Origin of the sequence: Delftia lacustris (assembly GCF_040267515.1) — a bacterium.
In the GTDB taxonomy this organism is placed as follows: domain Bacteria; phylum Pseudomonadota; class Gammaproteobacteria; order Burkholderiales; family Burkholderiaceae_C; genus Comamonas; species Comamonas tsuruhatensis.
Genome location: NZ_CP141274.1, coordinates 3,998,236 through 4,022,235, shown reverse-complemented (window position 1 = coordinate 4,022,235; position 24,000 = coordinate 3,998,236). Strand labels below are relative to the sequence as shown.

General features: G+C 67.5%; 20 protein-coding genes. 10 read left to right on the top strand and 10 right to left on the bottom strand.

Features of this window, described 5'->3' with window-relative positions:
- The first annotated feature begins 32 nt into the window (after positions 1 to 32).
- Complete coding sequence (locus U6958_RS19775) at positions 33 to 1,064, top strand: AAA family ATPase (RefSeq protein ID WP_208607066.1); 1,032 nt, start codon at positions 33 to 35, stop codon at positions 1,062 to 1,064.
- An 86-nt stretch (positions 1,065 to 1,150) separates the two neighbouring features.
- Here U6958_RS19775 and U6958_RS19770 read toward each other — a convergent pair whose 3' ends face one another.
- Together U6958_RS19770 and U6958_RS19765 are read right to left on the bottom strand one after the other, a co-directional pair.
- Complete coding sequence (locus U6958_RS19770; RefSeq protein ID WP_074922823.1) at positions 1,151 to 3,226, bottom strand: pyridoxamine 5'-phosphate oxidase family protein; 2,076 nt, start codon at positions 3,224 to 3,226, stop codon at positions 1,151 to 1,153.
- 46 nt (positions 3,227 to 3,272) lie between these two features.
- Positions 3,273 to 3,884: a glutathione S-transferase family protein gene (locus tag U6958_RS19765; protein WP_017405234.1), complete on the bottom strand. Its 612-nt coding sequence runs from the start codon at positions 3,882 to 3,884 to the stop codon at positions 3,273 to 3,275.
- A 211-nt stretch (positions 3,885 to 4,095) separates the two neighbouring features.
- Between U6958_RS19765 and U6958_RS19760 the strand changes: the two genes are divergently transcribed.
- Positions 4,096 to 4,995 (top strand): LysR family transcriptional regulator, encoded by a 900-nt coding sequence (locus U6958_RS19760; RefSeq protein ID WP_046987936.1) that lies wholly within the window; start codon positions 4,096 to 4,098, stop codon positions 4,993 to 4,995.
- Positions 4,996 to 5,011: 16 nt separating this feature from the next.
- On the opposite strand, the gene U6958_RS19755 is transcribed toward U6958_RS19760, so the two are convergent.
- Positions 5,012 to 5,263 (bottom strand): hypothetical protein, encoded by a 252-nt coding sequence (locus U6958_RS19755; RefSeq protein WP_244160498.1) that lies wholly within the window; start codon positions 5,261 to 5,263, stop codon positions 5,012 to 5,014.
- Between the two features lie 121 nt (positions 5,264 to 5,384).
- On the opposite strand from U6958_RS19755, the gene U6958_RS19750 reads away from it, so the two are divergent.
- From U6958_RS19750 to U6958_RS19740, 3 genes are all read left to right on the top strand, one after another.
- Positions 5,385 to 6,719 carry a sigma-70 family RNA polymerase sigma factor gene (locus tag U6958_RS19750; RefSeq protein WP_074922887.1) on the top strand — a complete coding sequence of 445 codons (1,335 nt, stop codon included), beginning with the start codon at positions 5,385 to 5,387 and terminating at the stop codon, positions 6,717 to 6,719.
- Between the two features lie 186 nt (positions 6,720 to 6,905).
- Positions 6,906 to 9,239, top strand: a complete 2,334-nt coding sequence (locus tag U6958_RS19745) for a TonB-dependent receptor (protein ID WP_244160499.1) — start codon at positions 6,906 to 6,908, stop codon at positions 9,237 to 9,239.
- Between the two features lie 43 nt (positions 9,240 to 9,282).
- Complete coding sequence (locus U6958_RS19740) at positions 9,283 to 9,786, top strand: flavodoxin family protein (RefSeq protein WP_074922825.1); 504 nt, start codon at positions 9,283 to 9,285, stop codon at positions 9,784 to 9,786.
- Between the two features lie 58 nt (positions 9,787 to 9,844).
- Here the strand turns inward: U6958_RS19740 and U6958_RS19735 are convergent, their stop codons facing one another.
- The 4 genes from U6958_RS19735 to U6958_RS19720 form a co-directional block, all read right to left on the bottom strand.
- Positions 9,845 to 10,843, bottom strand: a complete 999-nt coding sequence (locus U6958_RS19735; RefSeq protein WP_244160500.1) for a hypothetical protein — start codon at positions 10,841 to 10,843, stop codon at positions 9,845 to 9,847.
- Positions 10,844 to 11,193: 350 nt separating this feature from the next.
- Positions 11,194 to 11,655: a hypothetical protein gene (locus U6958_RS19730; protein ID WP_074922827.1), complete on the bottom strand. Its 462-nt coding sequence runs from the start codon at positions 11,653 to 11,655 to the stop codon at positions 11,194 to 11,196.
- Between the two features lie 3 nt (positions 11,656 to 11,658).
- Entirely contained in the window at positions 11,659 to 12,267 is a 609-nt protein-coding gene (locus U6958_RS19725) for a peptidoglycan recognition family protein (RefSeq protein WP_074922828.1), read from the bottom strand.
- 211 nt (positions 12,268 to 12,478) lie between these two features.
- Entirely contained in the window at positions 12,479 to 13,426 is a 948-nt protein-coding gene (locus tag U6958_RS19720; protein ID WP_046238387.1) for a DMT family transporter, read from the bottom strand.
- A gap of 145 nt (positions 13,427 to 13,571) precedes the next feature.
- Between U6958_RS19720 and U6958_RS19715 the strand changes: the two genes are divergently transcribed.
- On the top strand, positions 13,572 to 14,504 hold the full coding sequence (locus U6958_RS19715) for a LysR family transcriptional regulator (RefSeq protein WP_074922888.1): 933 nt from the start codon (positions 13,572 to 13,574) through the stop codon (positions 14,502 to 14,504).
- On the opposite strand, the gene U6958_RS19710 is transcribed toward U6958_RS19715, so the two are convergent.
- From U6958_RS19710 to U6958_RS19700, 3 genes are read right to left on the bottom strand one after another with little or no spacing between them, the layout of a single operon-like run.
- Positions 14,501 to 16,066 carry an ABC transporter permease gene (locus U6958_RS19710; protein ID WP_016446777.1) on the bottom strand — a complete coding sequence of 522 codons (1,566 nt, stop codon included), beginning with the start codon at positions 16,064 to 16,066 and terminating at the stop codon, positions 14,501 to 14,503. The genes U6958_RS19715 and U6958_RS19710 overlap by 4 nt on opposite strands.
- Positions 16,057 to 16,881 carry a phosphonate ABC transporter ATP-binding protein gene (locus U6958_RS19705; protein ID WP_074922829.1) on the bottom strand — a complete coding sequence of 275 codons (825 nt, stop codon included), beginning with the start codon at positions 16,879 to 16,881 and terminating at the stop codon, positions 16,057 to 16,059. The genes U6958_RS19710 and U6958_RS19705 overlap by 10 nt, the downstream gene beginning before the upstream one ends.
- A 19-nt stretch (positions 16,882 to 16,900) precedes the next feature.
- The gene (locus U6958_RS19700; RefSeq protein ID WP_016452887.1) at positions 16,901 to 17,785 is read right to left on the bottom strand and encodes a putative selenate ABC transporter substrate-binding protein; all 885 of its coding nucleotides are present in this window, start codon (positions 17,783 to 17,785) and stop codon (positions 16,901 to 16,903) included.
- 587 nt (positions 17,786 to 18,372) lie between these two features.
- Here U6958_RS19700 and lldP point away from each other — a divergent pair.
- From lldP to dld, 4 genes are all read left to right on the top strand, one after another.
- The gene (lldP, locus tag U6958_RS19695) at positions 18,373 to 20,076 is read left to right on the top strand and encodes an L-lactate permease (RefSeq protein ID WP_047218252.1); all 1,704 of its coding nucleotides are present in this window, start codon (positions 18,373 to 18,375) and stop codon (positions 20,074 to 20,076) included.
- Positions 20,077 to 20,261: 185 nt separating this feature from the next.
- A complete protein-coding gene (gene lldR, locus U6958_RS19690) occupies positions 20,262 to 21,068 on the top strand; it encodes a transcriptional regulator LldR (RefSeq protein WP_016446781.1) in 807 nt (268 codons plus the stop codon).
- A gap of 10 nt (positions 21,069 to 21,078) precedes the next feature.
- Entirely contained in the window at positions 21,079 to 22,218 is a 1,140-nt protein-coding gene (lldD, locus tag U6958_RS19685; RefSeq protein ID WP_012205184.1) for an FMN-dependent L-lactate dehydrogenase LldD, read from the top strand.
- Positions 22,215 to 23,975 carry a D-lactate dehydrogenase gene (gene dld / locus U6958_RS19680; protein ID WP_074922830.1) on the top strand — a complete coding sequence of 587 codons (1,761 nt, stop codon included), beginning with the start codon at positions 22,215 to 22,217 and terminating at the stop codon, positions 23,973 to 23,975. Before lldD ends, dld begins: the two co-directional genes overlap by 4 nt.
- The last annotated feature ends 25 nt before the right edge of the window (positions 23,976 to 24,000 follow it).

Below are 24,000 nucleotides of genomic sequence, written 5' to 3'. Positions count from 1 at the left end.
AGCTACAGTGATCCAGAATCTTGCAGCTCACCATGGACACTACAAAGCACATCAATCCAGACCACTATCTGGAAACAGAACAAGGTCGCCTGTTCACCACGGAACGCAGTGCTGCCGCATGGGAGTTGGCGTACCGGGACTTGGACAAAGCACTGTCTGTCAGCTCGCCCGCGACCAAGCTCTATGTGGTGGTGGGGGTGCAAGCTGCAGGCAAGAGCAGCTGGATTCAACAGAACGCCGCAGCGTTGGGTGGTGATGCGGTGTTCTTTGATGCCGCCCTTCCGAAGACGGTGCATCGTGAGCGTGCCATTCAGATTGCCAGATCACATGGCGTGCCCGTAGTCTGTATTTGGCTCAAAGCCGATTTGCAGACCGCCTTGCGGAGGAACACGCAGCGGCGAGCCGATCACCAAGTGCCGGAGCAGGCCATTCGCAGCGTGTTTGCCATGTTCGAGCCGCCGAGTGAGCAGGAAGGGTTCGCGGTAGTCCATATCGACGACAACGAGCCGGCCCCCGGGAGCTCCATCCAGCCCATGGGGCCGCGCCAGTTCCCGTCCTTTCAGGATCTCGACCAGCAGGTGATTGTGGGCTGGCGAGCTTGCGAGATGGCGTTGGCCGTAGGCGGCCGCTGGGATATGAATGAATCAGGTAGGCATCACTGGGTACCTGGCGAAGCAGTCTGGAGCCATCCGCAGGTGCCCTATCTCCAGTTCATCGAGATTTGGATCCAACTGATGGACGGACGTGTCTGGTCATTGCTTTCCCGTATCGACGATGGCAGCGGGTTTCACGGCCTGTACCTTGTGACTCCAGAGGCGTCTGAGTCGGGTCCCGGCGTGCCTGCATCCATTGGTTACCGTGACCGACTGCTGGCTGAGTTGCCCTTGGGTCTTGTGCGGATAAAAGACATGCGCCGGGATGCAGATGGCTTTGTCGTGGAGATGTGCATGCACATCGGCCAGAAAGTGGTTCGGTTCCTGTCAGGGGAGGTCTATGAGCGGGGTCAGGGCCTGTTTGAAGTCATAGAGCTTGATGAATCGATACTCGTCCAGATAGAAAGCTAGATGCAGCGAGGCATTGGGCAGCAATCGCTGATGTGCCTTTTGCCGTCGGCATGTCCTGATGTGGAAAGCGCGCAGAGACAGGCTCCTCACAACGCCAGATGCAAAGCCTCCCCCGGCCCCTGCGCAGGCACGGCGCAGCAGATCAGGGCCTCGCCCGCTGGCACGGCGAAGGAAGGTGGCGAGGCATAGGTCACCCCGCCCTGCAGCACACGCACGCGGCAGTCGCCGCAGTTCCCCCCTCGGCAACCGAAGGCGGGCTCCAGCCCCCGGGCCTCGGCCACTTCGAGCAGGCTGCCGTCGCCGGGCTTCCAGCGCGCTTCCTTGGCCGAGTCGGCAAAGATGATGCGGACAGGCCGTGTGGCGGGTGCAGGCAGTTCGGCGGCGGGGGCTGCACCGGCCATGGAGCGCTTCAGGGCCGAGGGACCGAAGGCTTCTGCGTGGATGCGCTCGTCGGGCACATTGCGTTCGCGCAGGCCGTCATAGGTGGCCTGCATGAAGGCGTCCGGGCCGCAGAGGTAGAAGTCGTAGTCGTCCCAGGGCAGGGTGGCTTTCAGCAGGGCCATGTCGATGTGGCCCTCATGGTCGTAGTCGCGGCCGGCCTTTGCCGTGCCGGGCTGGCTGAGCGTGCGCACCCAGTGCACTTCGGCATTGCCGGCCTTCACCAGTTCGGCAATCTCCGTGTCAAAGGCCCGTTCGCTGCGCGTGCGAGCCGCCTGGAACAGCCAGGTGGGCCGCAGGCTGCGGGTGCGCCGGCCTTCGTGGACGATGTGGCGCAGCATGGCCAGCAAGGGCGTGATGCCTATGCCCGCGGCCAGCAGCACGGCGGGGCGGCGCAGGGCCGCATCGGCGGTGAAGCTGCCAGCGGGCGGGCGGGCCTCGACCAGATCGCCGGGCTTCAGGCCATGCAGATGGCTGGATGCGCGGCCTTGCCTCTTGACGCTGATGCGCAAGCGCCCGTCCGAAGGCGCCAGCGACAGCGTATAGGTGCGCTGCAGATGGCTGCCGTCCGCCAGCGTGAGGCGCAGCGGCAGGTGCTGGCCGGCCAGGGGAGCCACCGTGGCCATGCCATCGGCCGGCTCCAGGTAGAGCGAGCGGATGGTGGAACTCTCATCCACGGCCTGCGCCACCCGGAACGGTCGCCACTGCCGCCCCAGCCGGGCGGCGGCCAGGCGCTGGCTGGCATCGGCCCAGCTTCCGGTCATCTGCAGGTGGGGCGACCAGCCGTCGGCCGCCATGCTCCAGCGCAGCGGCAGGGCGTCGGGCCGGCGCACGATGCGGCGGGGCTTGAAGGTCCACAGGCGCTCGGCGCCCTCGAAGGCGGCGATTTCCGGGGAGTCAAGGATGACGCTGGCCTCGCCCGTCATCTGCAGCATTTCCCCGGTTTCGGAGTCGATGAACAGCAGGCCCGCCTTGGGATTGACCAGGAAGTTGCCCAGGGTCATGAAGAACAGGTTGCCCGAGAAGTCGGGGATGGTCAGCGTTCCATCGGCGTCGATCCGCACAAAGCCCGGCTTGCCGCCACGGTGGGAGACATCGACCTGGCGCAGGCCATCCTCCCCATCAACGTAGGACGCCACGTAGAACGTATCCGCCTGCGTAATCAGGGCCTGTGCGCGCGGGTCCAGCGATGCCAGTTCGACCGCCGGCACCTGCGTAGGCTCCCCGGCAGGCCGGACAAACCGGACGCTGCGGTTCTGGATATAGCGCGGGCAGTTGCCGAAACTCTGGACCACACCGATGTCGAAGGCGCCCGCCCCATCAACGCCCGCCTTGCGCCGCACCGTGCCGTTGAGCCGGTTTCGCCGGCGCGTCATGGGGTCCATGCCCAGCAGGCCCACGGCATGGCCGTCGCCCAGGCCCGGCTCGGCCGGGTCGGCCGCATCGCGGCCCGCCGCCACATGCAGGGTCGATGGATCGGGAGAGTGCAGGAAGCCCGGCTCGCCGACCCGTACCGTGGCCCAGGCGTCGCCTTGCGCATCCACGCTGCCCAGCACCACGAAATGCAGCAGCGGGTAGAACTCGCGGTGCTGGTCCAGCAGGAAGGGGCGCAGGAACTTGCGGCCCGGCATGTCCATGCGGCCCACGACGCCAACGCTTTGCTGGATCGCCAGTTCGCCCGCATGCCAGGGCGAGGCGGGGTTTTGCAGGGGTTGCGGGTGCATGGTGCGCTCCTTTGCCGGGGTTTCAGGGGAGGTGTGGCTCAGGCACTCAGGCCCGCAGGCCGGCCGGTGTCTGGGCGAATGCCACGAAGCCCGGCAGCGCCTCGATGCGGCCCAGCCAGGCGCGCACCTCGCGGTAGGGTTGCAGGTCCACATTGCCCTCGGGCGCGCTGGCGATGTAGCTGTACAGGGCCACGTCGGCAATCGTGGGCGCGCTGCCGGTGAGAAAGGGGCGGGTGGTCAATTGCGCCTCGATCTTGCCGAGGATGGCGTGGGCGCGGGCTATCACTTCCTCGGCCTGGAAGGAGGCCTTGAACACCGTGACCAGCCGGGCCGCCGCCGGGCCGAAGGCAATGGGGCCGGCGGCAATGCTCAGCCATTTCTGGATCTCGGCCTCGGCCCGGGCGCCCAGGGGCATCCAGTCCTGGCGGTCCAGCTTGCGCGCCAGGTAGACCAGGATGGCGTTGGAGTCGGCAATCACCGTACCGTTGTCATCCAGCACCGGCACCTGGCCCAGCGGGTTCAGCGCCAGGAATTCGGGTTTCTTCTGCGCGCCGTTGGTCAGGTCCACATGGACCAGCTCATGCTCCACGCCCAGCAGGCCGAGGAAGAGGCGGGCGCGGTGGGCGTGGCCGGACAAGGGGAAGTGGTAGAGCTTCATTGCGGTTCCTTGGGGTTGGTGAAGGCGCCGGTTGTCGGTGCCACGGGACGTATCCTCCTTCCCCGCCCGCATCTTTAGAATCCCTGGCGGCGGCAAGTCACTCTTGCGGGAACGCGAACAAAGCGCCGGCGCAAACCTGGGCAAACCTGGGCAGTCCTGCGCGGGCCGCTCGCAGCCGGGCAGATACACGACACAGACAAGGCAGGCACAGATGGATCGCTTCCAGTCCATGACGGCATTTCTCGCAGTGGTGGACACGGGCGGCTTCGCCTCGGCCGCACGTCGGCTCAAGGTCTCGCCCTCGGTGGTGACGCGGGCGGTCTCCGACCTGGAGGAGCGCCTGGGCGTGCGCCTGCTCACGCGCACCACACGCTTCGTGCGCGTGACCGAGGCCGGCACGGCCTACGCCGACAGCTGCCGCCGCATCCTGGCCGAGCTGGAAGAGGCCGACGAGCATGCCGCCAGCGCCCATGCCGCACCGCGCGGCCGGCTCACGCTCACGGCGCCGGTCAACTTCGGGCGCATGCACGTGCTGCCCGTGGTGCACGACTACCTGGGCCGGTTTCCCGAGGTGGACGTCAACTGCTGGTTTGTGGACCGCGTGGTCAGCCTGGTGGACGAGGGCGTGGACGTGGCCGTGCGCATCGGCGATCTGCCCGACTCCTCGCTGCAGGCCATCCGCGTGGGCAGCGTGCGACAGGTGCTATGCGCCTCGCCCGCATACCTGGCCAGCCACGGCGTGCCCCAGCGGCCCGAGGAGCTTGCGCAGCACACCACCATCACCGCATCCGGCCTCACCTCCACGCCCGAATGGCGGTTTCTCGAAGGCGACAAGGCCCTGGCCGTGCGCCTGCAGCCGCGCCTCATGTCCATGACCAACGAGGCTGCGGCAGACTGCGCCCTGGCCGGGCAAGGCATCACGCGCCTGCCGCTCTACCAGATCGCCAAGCCCGTGCAGGACGGCGCACTGCGCCTGGTGCTGGAGCCCTTCGAGCGGCCGCCGCTACCGATTCATGTGGTGCACAGGGAAGGGCGCCATGCCGCGCACCGCGTGAGGGCGTTCATCGACATGGCGGTGGATGCGCTGCGGGTGGCGGCGTTGAAGTGGTAGCGGGGCCGAGACTTCGCTACCGCACGGCCGTGGCCTCGACCCAGACCGTCTGCTCCGGATGGTGTTCCTCAATGGTGGACACGGCATCGTCGATCAAAACGCGGTCCTCCAGCGAGTAGGCAAAGCGGCTGAGGTTGGGCCATTGTCGGGCGGCGTAGTCGGCCTCGGAAATCGCGTCGCTGCCGCTCCAGATGGCGTCGTTTTCGGTGGCGGCGCGAAGTGCCTGTGCCAGGCCGGTAGGTGTGATCGCCAGGAAGATCATGGGCATGTGGTCCGGATGTTGATGGGGGACAGTTTGCCTTCGATGGCCCGGCGGCCGGGCCGGCCTGGATCAAACAAAACTAGAATGATAGTCATTCTCGTTTTCGATGGTTCTCCTCCCCCCGGCCATGCCCACCCCTTCCGCCTCCTGGACCGCTGCGCGCTGGCACCAGCTTTTCAGTGCCTGCCAGCAGCAACTGGTGTCCTATCTGGCCGGCAAGACCGGCAGCCGTGATGAGGCGCAGGAGCTGGCCCAGGAAACCTGGCTGCGCCTGGCCGATGCGCCGCCGCAGCTGCCCGATGGCAGCTCGCCCACGCTCGAAGCCGCACGGGCCTACCTGTTTGCCACGGCCAAGCATCTGGCGATAGACAGGCTGCGCCAGCGCGGTGCGCAGCAACGCTGCATGGACGACTGGGCGCAATTGCAGCCCGAGGCCGAAGGCGATGTGGCCGACCGCGCCATGTACCGGCAGGCACTGGCCGTGGTGGAGCGCACGATTGCAGACTTGCCCGAGCGCATGCAGGCCGCCTTGCTGGCCCACCGCCTGCATGGCGAGCGGCAGGCCGACATCGCCCAGCGTCTGCAGGTCTCCCTGAATACCGTGGAGCGCGACCTGATGCAGGCCGATGCCTGCCTGGAAGCCGCCTTGCTGCGCTGGCGCGGCGGGGTGGAGGCGGGCTTGCAGGCCTCTTCCAGGAAGCGGCGGCGGCGTGCCCTTGGCGCACTGCTGGGCGTGGCTGGCATGGCCTGCGCGGCCTGGCCCGCCTGGCAGATGTGGAGCCGCCGCGTGCTGTGGCAAGGTGAACTGGCCAGCGCCACGGGCGTGCAGCGCAGCCTGGAGCTGCCCGATGGCAGCGTGCTGCGCGTGGACGCCGCCAGCCGCGTGGCGCTGGCCTACCGTGCTGACCTGCGACAGGCGCGGCTGCTGGAAGGCGCCGCCTTCTTTGCCGTGGCGCGCGATGCGGCACGGCCCTTTGTGGTGGAGGCCGGCCCCTTGCGCGTGACCGTGCTGGGAACGCGCTTTGGTGTGGAACTGGAGCCCGATGCGGTGCGCGTGCAGGTGGAGTCGGGCCAGGTGCGGGTGGAGCATGCGGCCACCGGGCGCAGCCAGTTGCTGCAGGACAGCCAGTCGCTGCGCATTCCCCTGGACGGCGGGGCAGGAGATACCGACGGCGCTGCCTGGCAGCCGCAGCTCCAGCAACGGCCCGCGGCCTGGCGCGAGGGCGAACTGGTCTTCGAGCAGGAACCGCTGGGCCGCGTCGTGCACCGTCTGGGCCGCTACACGCGGCGCCGCCTGGTGGTGGAGGAGGGCGCGGCGCAACTGGCCATCAGCGGCCATGTGCGCATTGCCCAGACCGAGCGATGGTTGCGCGGGCTGCCGCAGTTCGCCCCGGTGCAGGTCAGCGTGCTGGACGACGGCGGGCTGCGGATTGCGCGGCGCGGCGGGCGCGCGGAGCCGTGAAGTTTTTTTCAGGGTTTTTGGGAGTGACTCGTATTTGCATATGAAAGGCCGGGCGCCCTGCCTGTGCCGGCGATTCGCAATGAGCCTGTCTTCCAGAAAGTCCTTATGTCCGCTCCCAAGTCCTCCCGATTCCCATTCCGCCTCCGTCTCCGCCGCACAGCGGTTTTTCATGCATGTGCAGGCCTGGTGCTGGGCCTGCAACTGCAGTTGGCCGCCGCGCAATCGGTGTCCTTCGACGTGCCGGCCCAGCCGCTGGCCCAGGCGCTGAGCCTGTTTGCGCGCCAGGCGGGGCTGCAGCTCACCTACTCCTCCGAACTGGTGCAGGGCCGGCAGGCCCCGGCGCTCAACGGCAGCCACGATGTGCGCCAAGGCCTGGCGGCATTGCTGCAGGGCAGCGGCCTGCAGGGGCGCATCGAGGGCGGCACGCTGACGCTGCTTCCCGCTGCGGCCAACGCGCCTGAGAATGCACACCGCCTGTCCGAGATCACCGTGACGGCCGGCGACCAGTATGTGAGCCTGCTGCCCGCACCCTACGCCGGCGGGCAGGTGGCCAAGGGCGTGCGCCTGGGCGTGCTGGGCAATACCGGCAACATGCAGGCGCCGTTCAGCACCACCAGCTACACGTCCGAGGCCGTGCGCAACCAGCAGGCCGGCACCATTGCCGAGGCGGTGAACCGCGACCCTTCCGTGCGCTACACCGTGCTGCCGGGCGGCAACGTGGACAACCTCTATATCCGGGGCTTTCCGATCTGGGAGGGCAACTCGGGCGAGATCGCCTTTGACGGCATCTACGGCATTGCCCCCAACTACCGCGTGCGCACCGAGTACGTGGACCGCATCGAGGTGGTCAAGGGGCCGGGCGCGCTGCTGTTCGGCATGTCGCCCAACGGCTCGGTGGGCGGCGTGATCAACATCGCTCCCAAGCGCGCCAACGAAGACGTGGCGCGGCTGACCACGGGCTGGACTTCGGACAGCCTCTGGCGTGCCCATGCCGACGTGGGCCGGCGCTTTGGCGACGAGGCCCAGTACGGCATCCGCGTCAACGCCAGCAAGTACGGCGGCGATACGTCCATGGACCATCAAAGCACCGACGGCCATGTGCTGGCCGTGGCGCTGGACTACGAGGTGGAGCGCTTCCGCGCCACGTTGGACCTGCTCTCGCAGGACGAGCGCATCGACGGCGTGGGCCGGCCCATCATGCCCACGGGGCTCTCCTCCATGCCTGCTGCGCCCGACGGCATACTCAACGTGACCCAGCCCTGGGAATGGTCCAGGAATCGCGAGCGCGCCGTGCTGCTGCGCACCGAGCTGGACCTCACGCAGCAGCTCACGCTGTTCGCCAACATCGGCCAGTCGCGCGCCAATGTGGACCGCATCTATGACTCCGCCCCGCGCCTGACCAGTGCTGCGGGTGCCACCAGCATCACGCCCACCTATGCGGTGTTCGACGTGGACCGCAGCACCATCGACGCAGGCCTGCGCTCGCGCTTTGCGCTGGCCGGTGTCAAGCATTCGGTCACGCTGCAGCTGGCCAGCTACCGCGAGGATTTCCATCGTGCGCTGCAGGCGGGCTCGGCGGTGGCGTCCAACATCTATGCGCCTGTTGCCCATGCGCCGCAGAGCATTGCGCGGCCTTCGGCCATTCCGCGCATTCATGACAACCGCAACACCAGCCTGGCCCTGGTGGACACGCTTTCGCTGCTTCAGGACAGGCTGCAACTGTCGCTGGGCCTGCGCCACCAGGCCATCAAGTCCACCAACTACAACGTGCTCACAGGCGGCACCGCCAATGTCTACGACGAGAGCGTGACCACGCCCGCCGTGGGCGTGGTCTGGCGCCAGGCGCCCAACTGGAGCCTCTACGCCAACTACATCGAAGGCCTGAGCAAGGGCGACATCGCCCCGCCCGCCGCCAGCAACTACGGCGAGGTGCTGCGCCCCTACAAGAGCCGCCAGTACGAAGTGGGCAGCAAGTACGACTTCGGCAGCTTCATGGCCACGGCCGCCCTGTTCAGCATTGAAAAACCCAGCGGTGGCCTGGACCAGGGCGTCTACAAGACCAACGGCGAGCAGCGCAACCTGGGCATGGAGCTGTATGCCTACGGCGAGGCCGCACGCGGCCTGCGCCTGCTCGGTGGCGTGACCTGGCTCAAGCCCGAGATCACGCGCTCGGCCACGCCTGCGCTGGTGGGCAACCGGCCCATCGGCACTTCGCGCCTGCTGGCCAACCTGGGCGTGGAATGGGATGTGCCCGCCGCGGAAGGCTTGACCCTGGTCGGCGACCTTGCCTACACCGGCGCCCAGTTCGTGGACCAGGCCAACCGCCTGCGCATCCCGGGTTGGACACGCACCGACCTGGGCCTGCGCTATGCCACCCGCATCGCGGGCCGCAAGACCACGCTGCGCGCCACGGTGCAGAACGTGGCCGACCGCAAGGCCTGGGCCGGTGTCACGTCCTGGGGCGCTGTCTCGCCGATGATTCCGCGCACCTTCGTGGTGTCGGCATCGATGGATTTCTGAGGTCGGCGCGGTGGCTGGGCGGGCCGCGCTCTATGCTTGAGGCATGAACGCAAGCAAGACCCTGCTGATCGTCTACCACTCCATGACCGGCGGCACTCGCCAGATGGCCGAGGCCGCGCGCGACGGCGCAGCGGCCGAAGGCCAGGGCGTGCAGGTGCGCCTGCTGCATGCCTCAGAGGCCGGCCCGGACGATGTGCTGTCCGCCGACGGCTACCTCTTCGCCACCCCGGAAAACCTGGCCGCCATCAGCGGCCAGCTCAAGGACTTCTTCGACCGCAGCTACTACGCGGCGCTGGACCGCATCAACGGTCGGCCCTATGCCAGCCTCATCTGCGCCGGCAGCGACGGCCAGAACGCCGCCCGCCAGATCGCCCGCATCGCCACCGGCTGGCGCCTCAAGCCCGTGGCCGAGCCCCTGATCATCTGCACCCACGCCCAGACCACCGAAGCCATCCTGGCGCCCAAGCAGATTGCCGCAGCTGAGCTGGAACAGTGCCGGGCGCTGGGGGAGGCAATGGGGGCCGGGCTGGCGCTGGGGGTCTTTTGAGGGTTGCCAGCATCTTGGGTGCCCTACATTTCTTGGTGGCTCGGTCGCCCGGTGTGGTTCAGCCGAACAGGCGCGACCAGAATCCGCCTTTTCCATCCACCTGCTGCCGGGCTCCCTGCATGTGGGCGCGTATGCCGAGCAGTTGGGCATCGTCCGGATCGTGGCGCAGGGCGATCTCGACCAGTTCAGGCTGAAGGTGCGAGGCCTTGAGCTGGCCCAGGGCCCTGAGGGCGGTGACCTTGTGCGCATGAACGAAGCTCATGCTGCGAACTTCCCATGGCGCTTGCTGTTGCTGAGACGAAAGCTGCGCATAGCGGCGCTCGGCTTCGGCCACGATGTCGAGGACGTCCTGGTGGTGGCTGGTCTCGTTGAGATAGGCGCACGCGGTCTGCGCGCAGTCCAGATACAGGCCGGTGTCAAGCGCGTAGTCCTCCATCAGCAGCAGGGACAGGTCGGTGGCTTGCTTGCGGTTCCCCAGTTGCCGATAGGCATGGCGCAGGTTTTCCAGCAGGGCCCGGAAACAGGTCTGCTGCAGCCCGGCTTCGAGGACGGCGGCCGCCTGCTCGTACTGTTCATGTGCGTTGTACAGCACGCCCAGGTTGTTGCAGCACATGGCATAGGTGTGGATGTCCAGCGCGGTGGGCGCGGCCTCCTGGCCGTTTGCCGGCGTGCCGGCGCTGGCGAAGCGCTCCAGACAGCGTTCGTAGAGTGTGGTCTGCAGGCGCTCGATTTCCTGCAGGGCTGCTGCATCCGTGTCGGGGCGCTTCCACTTGCCCACGGTCACGCCGGCCGTGTAGTAGTCGGGTGCCGCCGGGCTATCAGCCAACTCGGGATAGGAAAAGATGCTGCGCCAGGGCACGGCATGCTCCATCTCGAAAATGCGGGCTTGCAAGTCCACCTGGGACTGCAAGGCATGAGACTTGCGGTAGGCGGCCAGCGCGGGCTCGGGTTCGTCCAGCCAATAGTGGGCACTGCCCAAATAGCGGTGTCCATAGGCATTGCCTGGTGACATTGCCAGTGCGCGCTGCGCCCATTCGCCGACCTGGCGCAATGCCATACCGCGGTCCTCGGTGAATTGGTCACTGGAATCGAGATACACCAGGCACAGCATCAGCCATGACCATTCGCTACCCTGGCCTGATTCGGCAGTGGCCTGAATGCTGGCCAAGAGGCTGGCAATCGCTTCATTGTCCAGATGGCTGAAAACCGTGGTGCCAGACCATAGCGCATGCATTCGCGCGTGGTCGCCCTGGCTGAAGGCATGCATTCCTTGGGAAATCAGTCGTTCCATGGTCTGTTGGGAATATTGTGGGAGGCGCCATCGTATCCGCTGTGTTTGACAGGAGGATGGGGCACCACTCAATGGGAGCGATAAGACGCCCGTGCAGACAATGTCTGAACAACAGGTCAAAGCCCCGTCAACTGCGGCAATGCCTTCTCGCAGGCCTTGCGGCACAGGTAGCGCAGGTCCTGTTCACCATCTTCACTGCGCAGGTAGCCGGCGCCGGCGGCGTTGATGTTCCATTCATAGACCTTGCCCGAGCGCAGCAGCCGTCCGCTGAAACTGCAGGGCAGGATGATGGATTCCTCATGGAAGCTGCCAGCCGAGACTTGCTTTGCCGTCGCGAAATAGCGGGCCACGTCGGCGGCGTCCAGGCTGACTTTCTCGCATCCCATGGTCTCGCCCGAGCCTACGGAACGGGTGACCGGGCCGATGACGGAAATGGGTGCCGCCTTGGCCGCGTGTTTGGGCGTGGGCGTGGATGTGGATGAGGCCTGCAACGGCGCATGCAGGCACAGCATCACGGCAGCCCAGGCGGCAATGCGCAGGCTGCGAGAGGGATTGTTGAAAAGCTGGCTGGATGGCATGGCTCAGGCTCCCGTGAAGATGTAGCGCAGCAATTGGGCGCCTTCGGTCGCTTCCTTGCGGGCAATGGCGCCGTGGGAGTAGACATCGGACAGCAGTTTGAGCTTGTAGTGGTCCACCAATTGCTGGGTCAGCCATTTGGTCTGGAACAGCTGCGATTGGGTGGGCGCCTCGTAGTCCTTGGTCGATGGCAGAAAACGGCCCACCACCTCGATGCCCACGGAGTCGCTGTTGGCCGGATAACGCAACGGATAGGCCTTTGTGTTCTCGTGCGATGACACATTCTTGGCCCGCTTGCTGAAGCTCAGGCCCTTTTGGTGCAGCAGGGCATTGATGTTCTTGAGTTCCGTGGGATCGCAGGCGCTCTCGTTGACGCAGCGCGGCTGAAGAATTCCCACATGCCAGCAGATGCGCTCAAGGCTGGCCGTCTGGTAGATCTTGCCGTCCTTCTCGATCAGGAAGTGCGCCCCTGTCTTCTGGCCGCTCTTGTAGGCATTGAGCACGCTGGCGGCCGTGGACGAGTCAGTGCGGTGCAGCACGATGGAGGTGACGGACAGCAAGGCGCCGTGCTCTATGGACGGATAGGTCTTGACTTCGACGCTTTTGTCTACCATCAATCCTTTTTCGATAGTGGCCAATTATTTCTCCCTCTATATTCCGGCTGAATGAATGCGAATGGCGGAAAGCCGGGAGAGCATACGGGCGGAAGGGATAAAAATAATTCGAAATGTACTGTGCACCTCTTTGTTGGAAATATATTGAAACAATTGGGTGGGGTTCATGAAGGATGTATGAATTCCGGAAATCCCCGGAATTCACAGGGGCTCAATGGCGGCGCAATGCAATGCCTGCGCGATGGCCCACGACTGCGACAAGGATGCAGCCCATCCCGACCCACTGCGCCGCCGACGGAACAGCGCCAAACCAGGCCAGGTCCACCAGCAAGGCCATGGCGGGGTAGACGAAGGACAGTGCCGCAATGGCGGGCGCCGGCAGCCGCTGGAATGCGGCATACATCACCGTGTACATGAAGGCCGTATGGACCAGTCCCAGGGTCAGCACCATGGAGGCGGCGCGCGCTGACAGCAATTGAGGGCTGGCTGCGGCGATATGGGTGAGCAGCGGCAGGGCCCACAGGCTCAGCACCAGTCCGCCCGCCAGCATCTGCAGCATGGCGATCTGGGCCGAGGGCATGTGGCCCAGGCGGCGCGTGGCGACCGTGGTGCCTGCGTAGAGAGCGGCGGCCAGCAGGGCGAGGGCGACGCCTATCCAGGCGCCTGTTCCAGCATGCGATGCATCCACGCCATCCAGCCCGACCAGGCCGCTGCTCAGCGCCACCCCCAGCAGGGCCAGCAGCAGCCAGGGCAGCTTGCGGCGTTCGACGGGCTCGCCCTGCAGCGCCGACAGGGCCAGCAGCATGAAGGGCTGCACGTGGTAGACCACGGTGGCCACGGCGATGGAGCTGTAGTGGTAGGCGCTGAAGAGGGCGACCCAGTTGAGCACCAGGGCGATGCCGCCGCCGGCCAGCCACAGCCATTCACGGCCTTGAGGGGCGACCCATTCGCGCCGCCAGGCCAGCCACAGGCCCAGGCCCAGTGCGCCCAGCACGCACCGGGCGAATACGACCAGCAGCGGCGGCAGCGCGCTTTCCACGACCAGCAGGCCGATGGTGCCCGACAGCGCCATGGCCAGCAGCATGCGCCAGGTGCCGCCCTGGCTGGCTCGGGGCCGCGTGGTTGAGGTTGCAGAGGTGAGGCTGGGGCTGTGGGACATGGTGTCGATTCCTGGGCGCGCTTCGGTATGGAGCGCATGGCCGTATCTTGCGGACCTTGCAATCAATCAACAATCCATGAGTCATTCAAATTAATATTGCCTGCCATGCAACAAAGACCGGAGTAGCGCCTTGCCCGATACCGCCATGCCCCTGGATGAAATGCTGGTCTTCGCCCGCGTGGTGGAGCACCAGAGCTTTGCGGGAGCGGCCCGGCAGCTGGGGCTGACGACCTCGGCCGTGAGCCGCAGCGTGGGGCGGCTGGAGGCGCACTTCGGGCTGCGGCTGCTGCAGCGCACCACGCGCTCGCTGTCGCTGACCGAGGCGGGTGCCGAGATTCACCAGGCCTGCCTTCGGCTGGTGGCGGATGCCCAGGCCGTGCAGGCGCTGGCCGGTCAGCTGCGCCAGCAGCCGCGCGGGCTGCTGAAGATCAGCGCGCCGGCCGTGCTGGGTGATATCTGGCTGTCGCCACTGCTGCCGGGCTTTTGTGCGCGCTGGCCCGAGGTGCAGGTGCAGGTGGACATGACGGACCGCATGGTGGACCTGGTGGCCGAGGGGCTGGACCTGGGCCTGCGCATCAGCGTGCCGGGCCAGATCGCGCCGGGGCTGGTGGCGCGGCCGCTCAAGACCATCCGCTATGTGCTGGTGGCCACGCCCGGCTATCTGGCGCGGCATGCGCAGATCACGGAGCCCGGGCAACTGCTGGCGCATCCCTTCATCAGCCTGGGCTACGGGCAGTTCCAGAACGAGGTGGAGTTGCGCCCGCTCCACCCTGCGGCCGCGCCCGCCACGCGGCTGCTGGTAGATACGCCCATCACCATTGCCAGCAGCCTGGGCATCATCCACGCGCTGCAGCAGGGGCCAGGCATCGGCGTGGTAGCGGACTTTGCGGCGCAGGCGGCGCTGCAGGCCGGGCAACTGGCACCCGTTCTGCCGGGCTGGGCGCTGTGCGGCAAGTACGCGCCGCGCGTGGTGCATGCGGTCTATGCGCCCACGCGCCATGTGCCGCTGAAGCTGCGGGCGCTGATCGACTACCTGGTCGAGGTGGAGGGTGACGGCGCCGCGGCCCCCGCCACCTAACCCATGCGCCTTCGCAGCGCCGCGCTGGCCCAGTCCACGGCCACGGACAGCGCCAGCATGGCGATGATGACGGTGCTGGCCTGGGCATAGTGGAACAGCGACAGCTCGAAGTACAGCAGCTGCCCCAGCCCGCCCGCGCCCACGAAGCCCAGGATGGCGGCCATGCGGATGTTCATCTCCCAGCGGTACAGCGTGTAGGCCAGCAATTGAGGCGCGGCACCGGGCAGCGTCGCGTAGAGGAAGGCCATGGCACGGCCGCTGCCGGACAGGCGCAGCGCTTGGGTGGGGGCGGCGGGCTGGTTCTGCAGGGCCTCGGCATACAGGCGCCCCAGCACGCCCGCCGTGTGCAGCGCCAGCGCCAGCGCGCCTGCGAACGGGCCCAGGCCCACGGCCAGGGCGGTGATGGTGGCCCAGACCAGCTCGGGCACGGAGCGCAGCACGTTGAGCACCAGGCTCCAGGGGGCGCGCCAGCGCGGCAGCGCCAGCAGCAGGCCCAGCACGGCCGCCAGCAAGGTGCCGACCACGGAAATGGCCAGCGTCTCCCACACGCCCACGGCCACCTTGCGCAGCCATTCGGCGCTGGTGTCGGGCGGGAAGAAGCTGATGACGAACTCCAGCATGGACCGGCCCGCCGCGCCGGTGAACAGCGAGGGCAGGTCCATCTCCAGCATGGCAAAGCTGGCGGCCACGCCCAGCGCCAGGGCGGCGCAGGTGAGGGCGCTGCGCCAGCCCCACGCGCTGGCACGCGCGGCAGGTGGCGTGTCCAGCGCGCGGCGCAGGCCGCGCGAGAGCAGGTCGGCGCCCCAGACCAGCAGCATGAAGGTCAGCAAGATGGTGCTGGCCTCGCCGCCGTTGAGCATCTTCATGGCCTGGTCCATGAGCTGGCCCAGGCCGCCCGCGCCCACAAAGCCCATGACCACCGAGGCGCGTATGGCGCACTCCCAGCGGTAGACGGTGTACGAGGTCAGCTCGCGCGCGGCCTGGGGCAGCAGGCCGTACAGCATGGCCAGCGGCCGGCGCGCGCCGGCCTGCGCCAGGGCACGCGCGGGTGCGGGGTCGGCCGATTCCAGGATTTCCGCATAGACCTTGGCCAGCATGCCGCCATAGGTCAGGCCCAGGGCCAGCACGCCAGCGGCCGGCCCCAGGCCGAAGACGCGCACGAAGACCAGGGCCCAGACCAGTTCGGGCACGCCGCGCAGGATGGTGAGCAGGCCGCGCGTGACGGGGTTGAGCGCCCGCCGCTCGCGCGCGGCGCCCGTGACCAGGTAGGCCAGCGGCACGGCCAGCACAAAGGCCAGGGCCATGCCGGCCGTGGCAATGGCCAGGGTCTCCAGCGTGGCGCGGCCCAGGTAGCCCAGGAAGTCGCGCCCGGTCTCGGGCGGCAGAAACGTGGCCAGAAAGCGGCCGATGACCTGCAGGTTGCCGGGATCGAACAGCGCGCCCAGGCTGAAGCCCGCGCCCTGGAACAGCGGCCACAGCACGACGGCGGCCAGCACCAGGGCGCCGAGGCGGCGGGGCGCGGCGGGATCACGCAGCGCGTGCAGATCGGAACTCAACGGCATGCGGATGCGGACAGCGGTGCGGCAAAGGCGGCGGGCGCGGGTGTCCACGCGGGGCGGGAGGGATCATCGCCAGCATGCTCGGACCCATACAGCGCACGCAGGTGTTCCTGCGTGACTTCTGCCGCCGGCAGGTCGAAGGCGATGGCGCCATCGCGGATGCCCACGATGCGCGCAAAGCAGGCCAGCGCCAGGTCCACGGCATGCAGGCTGGCCACCAGGGTGGCGCCGCGCGCGGCGGCTTCGTGCACCAGCAGTTGCACGGTGGACAGGGCCAGGGCCGGGTCCAGCGCGGCCACGGGCTCGTCGGCCAGGATCAGCTCGGCCTGCTGGTAGAGCACGCGGGCAATGCCCACGCGCTGCAGCTGCCCGCCCGAGAGCTGGTCGCAGCGCGCGAACAGCTTGTCTGCCAGCTGCACGCGGGCAAGGGCCTCGCGCGCGCCAGCGGTGTCCTGTGGGTACAGCAGCGAGGCCAGCGCCTTCCAAGCCGGCCAGCGGCCCAGCCGCCCGGCCAGCACGGCCGTGACCACGCGCTGGCGCGGCGGTATGGGCGGCGCCTGGTGCACCGTGCCGATGCGCGCGCGCAGCAGCCGGGGAGCCCCCGCGCTGGACGCAGGCACCTCGTTGCCCAGCACGCTGTGCCGGCCCTGGCTGGGCGCCAGCGCCGTGCCGATGACGGACAGCAGCGTGGTCTTGCCCGCGCCCGAGGGGCCGATCAGCGCAATGGCTTCGCCCTGGCGTGCGGCCAGCGTCACGCCGCGCAGCGCAATGCCGCCGCCGGCGTGGGTCAGGCCCACGCCTTGCAGTTCAAAGCTCATGGATTGCGCCTGCCGCGGCTTACTTGAGCAGGCCGGCCGACTTGGCGGCGGCCTCGATGCCTTCGTAGTTCGAGGCCTGGGTGGGAATGAAGCGCGCGGCACGCTGCAGCTCCAGGATGGCCTTGTGCTCTGGCTTGGCCGGGTCCAGCGCCAGGAAGGCGTCGGTCAGCTTCTTGACCAGGGCCGGGTCCAGGTCGCCGCGCACGGTCCAGTTGTAGTCGAAGTAGGGCGGCGTGGTGGCGAACACGCGCACCTTGCTGGTATCGACCTTCTTGGTCTCCACCAGCTTGTCCCAGACCGATGCGTTGAGCACGCCGGCCTCGGCCTTGCCTGCGGCCACGAAGGCCACGGTGGCGTCATGCGCGCCGGAGAAGGCCACGGTCTTGAAGTCCTTCTCGGGGTTGATACCGTCCTGCTGCAGGAAAAAGCGCGGCATCAGGCTGCCCGAGGTGGACGAGGGCGCGCCAAAGGCAAAGCTCTTGCCCTTGAGGTCGGCCAGGGTCTTGATGGCGGGGTTGGCCGTGATGAACTTGGAGGTGAACCTGGCGTCTTCCTCGCGCTGCACGATGGGGATGGCCGTGCCGTTGGTGCGGATCTTGGCCTGCACGAAGGTGAAGCCGCCCAGCCAGGCCAGGTCCAGCTTGCGCGTGGCCAGCGACTCGACCACGGCGGCGTAGTCGGTCACGGGCGTGAACACCACCTTCATGCCGGTCTGTGCCGAGAGGTACTTGCCCAGCGGCTCGAACTTGCGCTGCAGCTCGGTGGGGGCTTCATCCGGGATGGCCGAGACGCGCAGCACGGCGGGTTCGGCGGCCAGCGCAGGCAGGCTGGACAGGGTGGAGGCGGCCAGCACGCAGGCAGCCGCCTGGCGCAGCGCCGAGCGGCGCGCAGGAATGTGGTTCATGGATGGGCTCCGTTCAATCAGCCACCGCCGTCCGGATACACGGCGGTTTAATAAGGCGCCCGGGGTTGACACGGGCGCCGAAGGTACAAGGGCGGTACACCGACCGCTGAGGCTGCATTGTAGGGAGCGGGCTTTTCCGTTGGGGAGCGTCAGGCTTGAGCGGCGGACCTGCCGGCACAGCGCGGCCGCCGATCTTTTTCCCGCGTGCGCTGCGTTTGTGCACCGCCTGGGACCTTGCCTGGCCGGGGACTTGAACATGCGTTGCACCAAAATATCAATTATTGGTATGACCAATAAATATCCTGGTGCACTATCTGCACTCTTTTAGGTGTTTACCCTGTTCATCTGCCCACTTGAAAGCTCTGAGAATCGCACCACTTCGCGCAATGGTCTGAATTTTGGTTTAATTGGTTGGACCAATTTGCCAATGGCCCACAAGGCGCCAGCGCGGGGAACACTCCCAGACACCGTTGCAGCCAGCCAGCAGACATCCTGTGCGGATCGCACCGCATGCCAACGCTGCAACGAGAGGGAGTGGCCGACAAGGGGCGCTTACCGCGCCCTCCCCATCATCTAGAGACACGGTCATGCAAACCATCTGGCAGCAGAACTACGATCCCGCCGGGAACATCTGGATCTCGGCGCTGATCGCGCTGATTCCCATCATCTTTTTCTTCCTGGCGCTGACCAGGTTCCGTCTCAAGGGCTACCAGGCTGGCACCGTCACCGTGGCGCTGGCGCTGGGCGTGGCACTGCTGTTCTACAAGATGCCCGTGAGCGCGGCACTGGCCTCGGCCGTGTACGGCTTCTTCTACGGCCTGTGGCCCATCGCCTGGATCATCGTGGCGGCCGTGTTCCTCTACAAGATCTCGGTCAAGACGGGGCAGTTCGACGTGATCCGCTCGTCCATCCTGTCGGTCACGCCCGACCAGCGGCTGCAGCTCATCCTGGTGGGCTTTTGCTTCGGCGCCTTCCTGGAGGGCGCGGCCGGCTTCGGCGCGCCCGTGGCCATCACGGCCGCGCTGCTGGTGGGCCTGGGCTTCAAGCCGCTCTATGCGGCGGGCCTGTGCCTGATCGCCAACACGGCGCCCGTGGCCTTCGGCGCCATGGGCATTCCCATCATCGTGGCGGGGCAGGTCTCGGGCGTGGATGCCTTCGCCATCGGCCAGATGGCCGGCCGCCAGCTGCCCTTCATGACCGTGCTCGTGCTGTTCTGGCTGATGGCCATCATGGACGGCTGGCGCGGCGTCAAGGAAACCTGGCCTGCCGTGCTGGTGGGCGGCGGCTCCTTCGCCGTGGTGCAGTTCCTCACGGCGAACTACATCGGCCCCGAGCTGCCGGACATCACCTCGGCCATCGTCTCGCTGGTGGCGCTGACGCTGTTCCTCAAGGTCTGGCAGCCCAAGCGCATCTTCCGGTTCGACACGGAAGGCGAGGGCGGCAAGGCTGCTGCCATTGCGAAGACAGCCACGGCGGTCAAGGCTCCCGCCGCCGCTTCCGGTGCACCGCTGACGGCCGGCGCCGTCATCAAGGCCTGGTCGCCCTTCATCATCCTCACGGCCATGGTGACGATCTGGAGCATCAAGCCCTTCAAGGCGCTGTTCGCCGCAGGTGGCCCGCTGGCCTCCACCGTCATCAACATCCCCGTGCCCTTCCTGCACAACCTGGTGGAGAAGACGCCCCCCGTCGTGGCCGCCGCTGCGCCCTACGGCGCGGTCTACACCTTCAACTGGCTGCTGGCCACCGGCACGGCCATCCTGATCGCGGCGCTGATCACCATCACCTTCACGCGCCTGTCGCCGGCCAAGGCCGTGGCCACGCTGGGCGAGACCTTCAGGGAACTGGCCGTGCCGATCTACTCCATCGGCATGGTGCTGGCCTTCGCCTTCGTGGCCAACTACTCGGGCCTGTCGGCCACGCTGGCCCTGGCGCTGGCACACACGGGCCAGGCGTTCACGTTCTTCTCGCCCTTCCTGGGCTGGATCGGCGTGTTCCTCACGGGCTCGGACACTTCGGCCAACGCGCTGTTCGCCGCGCTGCAGGCCACCACGGCGCAGCAGCTGGGCCTGCCCCAGGTGCTCACGGTAGCGGCCAACACCACGGGCGGCGTGACGGGCAAGATGATCTCGCCCCAGTCCATCGCCATTGCCTGCGCGGCCGTGGGCCTGGCAGGGCGCGAGTCGGACCTGTTCCGCTTCACGGTCAAGCACAGCCTGATGTTCGCCGTGATCATCGGGGTGATCACGACGCTGCAAGCCTATGTGTTTACGTGGATGATTCCTGGTTATTGACATGAAACACCCCCTGAGTCGCTGCGCGCCTTCCCCCTCTCTACCCGCTTCGCGGGGGAGGGGGACGACACCCTCGCGGCGGGGCGGCCCTTGCTCGGTGTCCCTGGCTTGGGCAGTGCGGGTTTCATGCGATGAGGCTGGCGCATAGCGCCGTGAATCACTGAAAACCAATTCTGAGAATCCCCATGCGCGTTGCCGATCAAGTTGTCGAGAAATTGCTTGCCCTGGTGCAGGCCAGCGGAGTGCAGCCCGGACAGCGGCTGCCCGCGGAACGGCAACTGGCGGCCGAGCTGGGTGTCTCGCGCACCTCGGTGCGCGAGGCCATACAGAAACTCACCAGCCAGGGCGTGCTGGTGGCGCGGCGCGGCGATGGCACCTACCTGCAGGAGCCGGCGCCGGCTGCCGAGCCTGCGGACTGGCTCAAGGACGCCATGCGGCCGCTGGCCGGCCTGATGGAGTCCGACTCCCACTACCGCTATGACGTGCTGGAAACCCGCCATGCGCTGGAGACCAGCACGGCCTGGCTGGCCGCCCAGCGCGCCACGCCGCAGGACAAGGACCATATCCAGCGCTGCTTCGAGGTGATGATCCAGCACCAGCAAAGCGGCCACGCCGAGCTGGCGGCGCGCGCCGACGCGCAGTTCCACCTGGCCATTGCCGAGGCTTCGCACAACCTGGTGCTGGTGCAGGTCATGCACAGCCTGTTCACCGTGGTGCTGTCCACGGTGGAGCGCAACCGCCATGACATGTTCCGCCTGAGCGCACCCCAGACCCTGCAGGAGCTGACCGTGCAGCACCAGAGCCTGATGCAGGCCATCCTGGACGGCGACCCGCAGCGCGCCCGCGAATGCATCGGCGAGCACCTGGAGCATGTTCGCACCACCATCCAGCGCCTGGACGAGGACCGCGCGCGGCGCGAGCGCTCCATGCGGCTGCCTCTGGACGCCGCGCCTGCGCTGCTGCCCACTTCAGACCTGATACGAAAGACATGAGACCACCATCATGATCATCTCCTCCACCTCCGACTACCGCGCAGCGGCGCAAAAGCGCCTGCCGCCTTTCCTGTTCCACTACATCGACGGCGGCGCCTATGCCGAGCAGACGCTGCGCCGCAACGTGGAAGACCTGGCCGCCGTGGCGCTGCGCCAGCGCGTGCTCAAGGACATGAGCCGGCTGGACACCAGCATCGAGCTGTTTGGCGAGAAGCTGTCCATTCCCGTGGCGCTGTCGCCCGTGGGCCTGACGGGCATGTACCGCCGCCGCGGCGAGGTGCAGGCCGCACGCGCGGCCGACGCCCATGGCATTCCGTTCACCATGTCCACGGTATCGGTCTGCCCCATCGAAGAGGTGGCGCCCAAGATCAAGCGCCCCATGTGGTTCCAGCTCTACGTGCTCAAGGACCGGGGCTTCATGCAGAACGCGCTGGAGCGTGCCCAGGCGGCCGGCTGCTCCACCCTGGTCTTCACCGTGGACATGCCCGTGCCCGGCGCGCGCTACCGCGATGCGCATTCGGGCATGAGCGGCCCGAATGCCGCCATGCGCCGCTACTGGCAGTCGGTCACGCACCCGGCCTGGTCCATGGACGTGGGCCTGCTGGGCCGCCCGCATGACCTGGGCAACATCTCGGCCTACCGGGGCAGCCCCACGGGCCTGGCCGACTACATCGGCTGGCTGGGTGCCAATTTCGATCCCTCCATTTCCTGGAAGGACCTCGAATGGATACGCGCCTTCTGGAAGGGGCCCATGGTCATCAAGGGCATCCTGGACCCCGAGGACGCCAAGGACGCGGTGCGCTTTGGCGCCGACGGCATCATCGTCTCCAACCATGGCGGCCGCCAGCTCGACGGCGTGCTGTCCTCGGCCCGCGCGCTGCCGGCCATCGCCGATGCGGTCAAGGGCCAGATCAAGATCCTGGCCGACTCCGGCATCCGCAACGGCCTGGACGTGGTGCGCGCCATCGCCCTGGGCGCCGACTGCGCCATGATCGGCCGCGCCTTCATCTACGCCCTGGCCACCTCCGGCGAGGCGGGCGTCAAGCACCTGCTGGAACTATTGGAAAAGGAAATGCGCGTGGCCATGACGCTGACCAGCGTGAGCAAGGTATCCGACATCACCGGCGACCTGCTGGTGCGCCAGCCATGAGCGCGCTGCAGACTCCGGTCGTCTCCCGCGAGGCCCTGCTGCTGCAGTTGCGCGAAGCCGTGGGCGCCGCCCATGTGCTCACCGACGACCAGGCCACGCGCCGCTTCCGCAAGGGCCACCGCACGGGCGAGGGCCCGGTGCTGGCCGTGGTGCGGCCCGCGACGCTGCTGGAGCAGTGGAAGGTGGTGCAGGCCGCCGTGGCGGCCGGGCGCATCGTCATCATGCAGGCCGCCAACACGGGCCTGACGGGCGGCTCCACGCCCGACGGCGCGGACTACGACCGCGAGATCGTGCTCATCAATACCTTGCGCATCACCGGCGTGCAGGTCATTGGCGGGGGCGCCCAGGTGGTCTGCCTGCCCGGCGCCACGCTGGACCGGCTGGAGCAGGCGCTGGCGCCGCTGGGCCGCGAGCCGCATTCGGTGATCGGCTCGTCGTGCATCGGCGCCTCGGTGCTGGGCGGCATCTGCAACAACTCGGGCGGCGCCCTGGTGCGGCGCGGCCCGGCTTACACCGAGCTGGCGCTCTACGCGCGCGTCTGCGACGACGGCTCGCTGGAACTCGTCAACCACCTGGGCATCGCCCTGGGCCGCACGCCCGAGGAAATCCTCACGCGGCTGCAAAACGGCGACTACGCCGAGTCCGACATCGCCCACGATGCGCAGCGTGCCGCCTCCGACCCGCGCTATGCCGAGGCCGTGCGCGCCGTGGACGAGGACACGCCCGCGCGCTTCAACGCCGACCCCTCGCGCCTGTTCGAGGCCTCGGGCTCGGCCGGCAAGCTGTGCCTGTTTGCCGTGCGGCTGGACACCTTTCCCAAGGAGCCCAGCACCGTCTTCTATATAGGCAGCAATGCGCCCGACGACCTCACGGCCGTGCGCCGCGAGCTGCTGACCGCGCTGCCGCGCCTGCCGATCGCTGGCGAGTACATCCACCGCACGGCCTACGACATCGGCGAGAAATACGGCAAGGACACCTTCCTGCTGATCGACCGCTTCGGCACGGCCAGGGTGCCGGCCGCCTTCGCCCTCAAGAGCCGCGTGGACGGCTTCTTCGAGCGCTTCGGCCTGCGCGGCGTCACCGACCGCGTGATCCAGGCGCTGACCAACCTGCTGCCCAGCCACCTGCCCGCGCGCATGCGCCAGTGGCGCGACCGCTATGAGCACCACCTGCTGGTGCGCGTGTCCAACGATACGGCCGAGGCCACGCGTGAATTCCTCACGCGGCACTTCAGCGGCAGCACCACGGGCGGCTGGTTCGAGTGCGATGCCGACGAGGGGCGCAAGGCCTTCCTGCACCGCTTCGCCATCGCGGGCGCGGCCATCCGCTACCGCGAGGTGCACCGCGCCCAGGTCGAGGACATCGTGGCCCTGGACGTGGCCCTGCGCCGCAACGACCGCGAATGGGTGGAGCAGCTGCCCGCCGAGGTCGAGCGCGACATGGTCCACAAGCTCTACTACGGCCACTTCTTCTGCCATGTCTTCCACCAGGACTACATCGTCAAGAAGGGCGTGGACCCGCTGGCCATGGAGCACCGCATGTGGGAACTGCTGGACGCGCGCCGCGCCGAGTACCCGGCCGAGCACAACGTGGGCCACCTCTACGTGGCCAAGCCTGCCCTGGCGGGCTTCTACCGCGAACTGGACCCCACCAACACCTTCAACCCCGGCATAGGCCACACCTCGCGCAAGCTGGGCTGGGAGGAGTGTTGTGACCGGCCGGGGGGATGGCCCAAGGGGTATTCGGAAACGCCGTAGAGCAGGAGCAGGCGGGCCCGGGGGC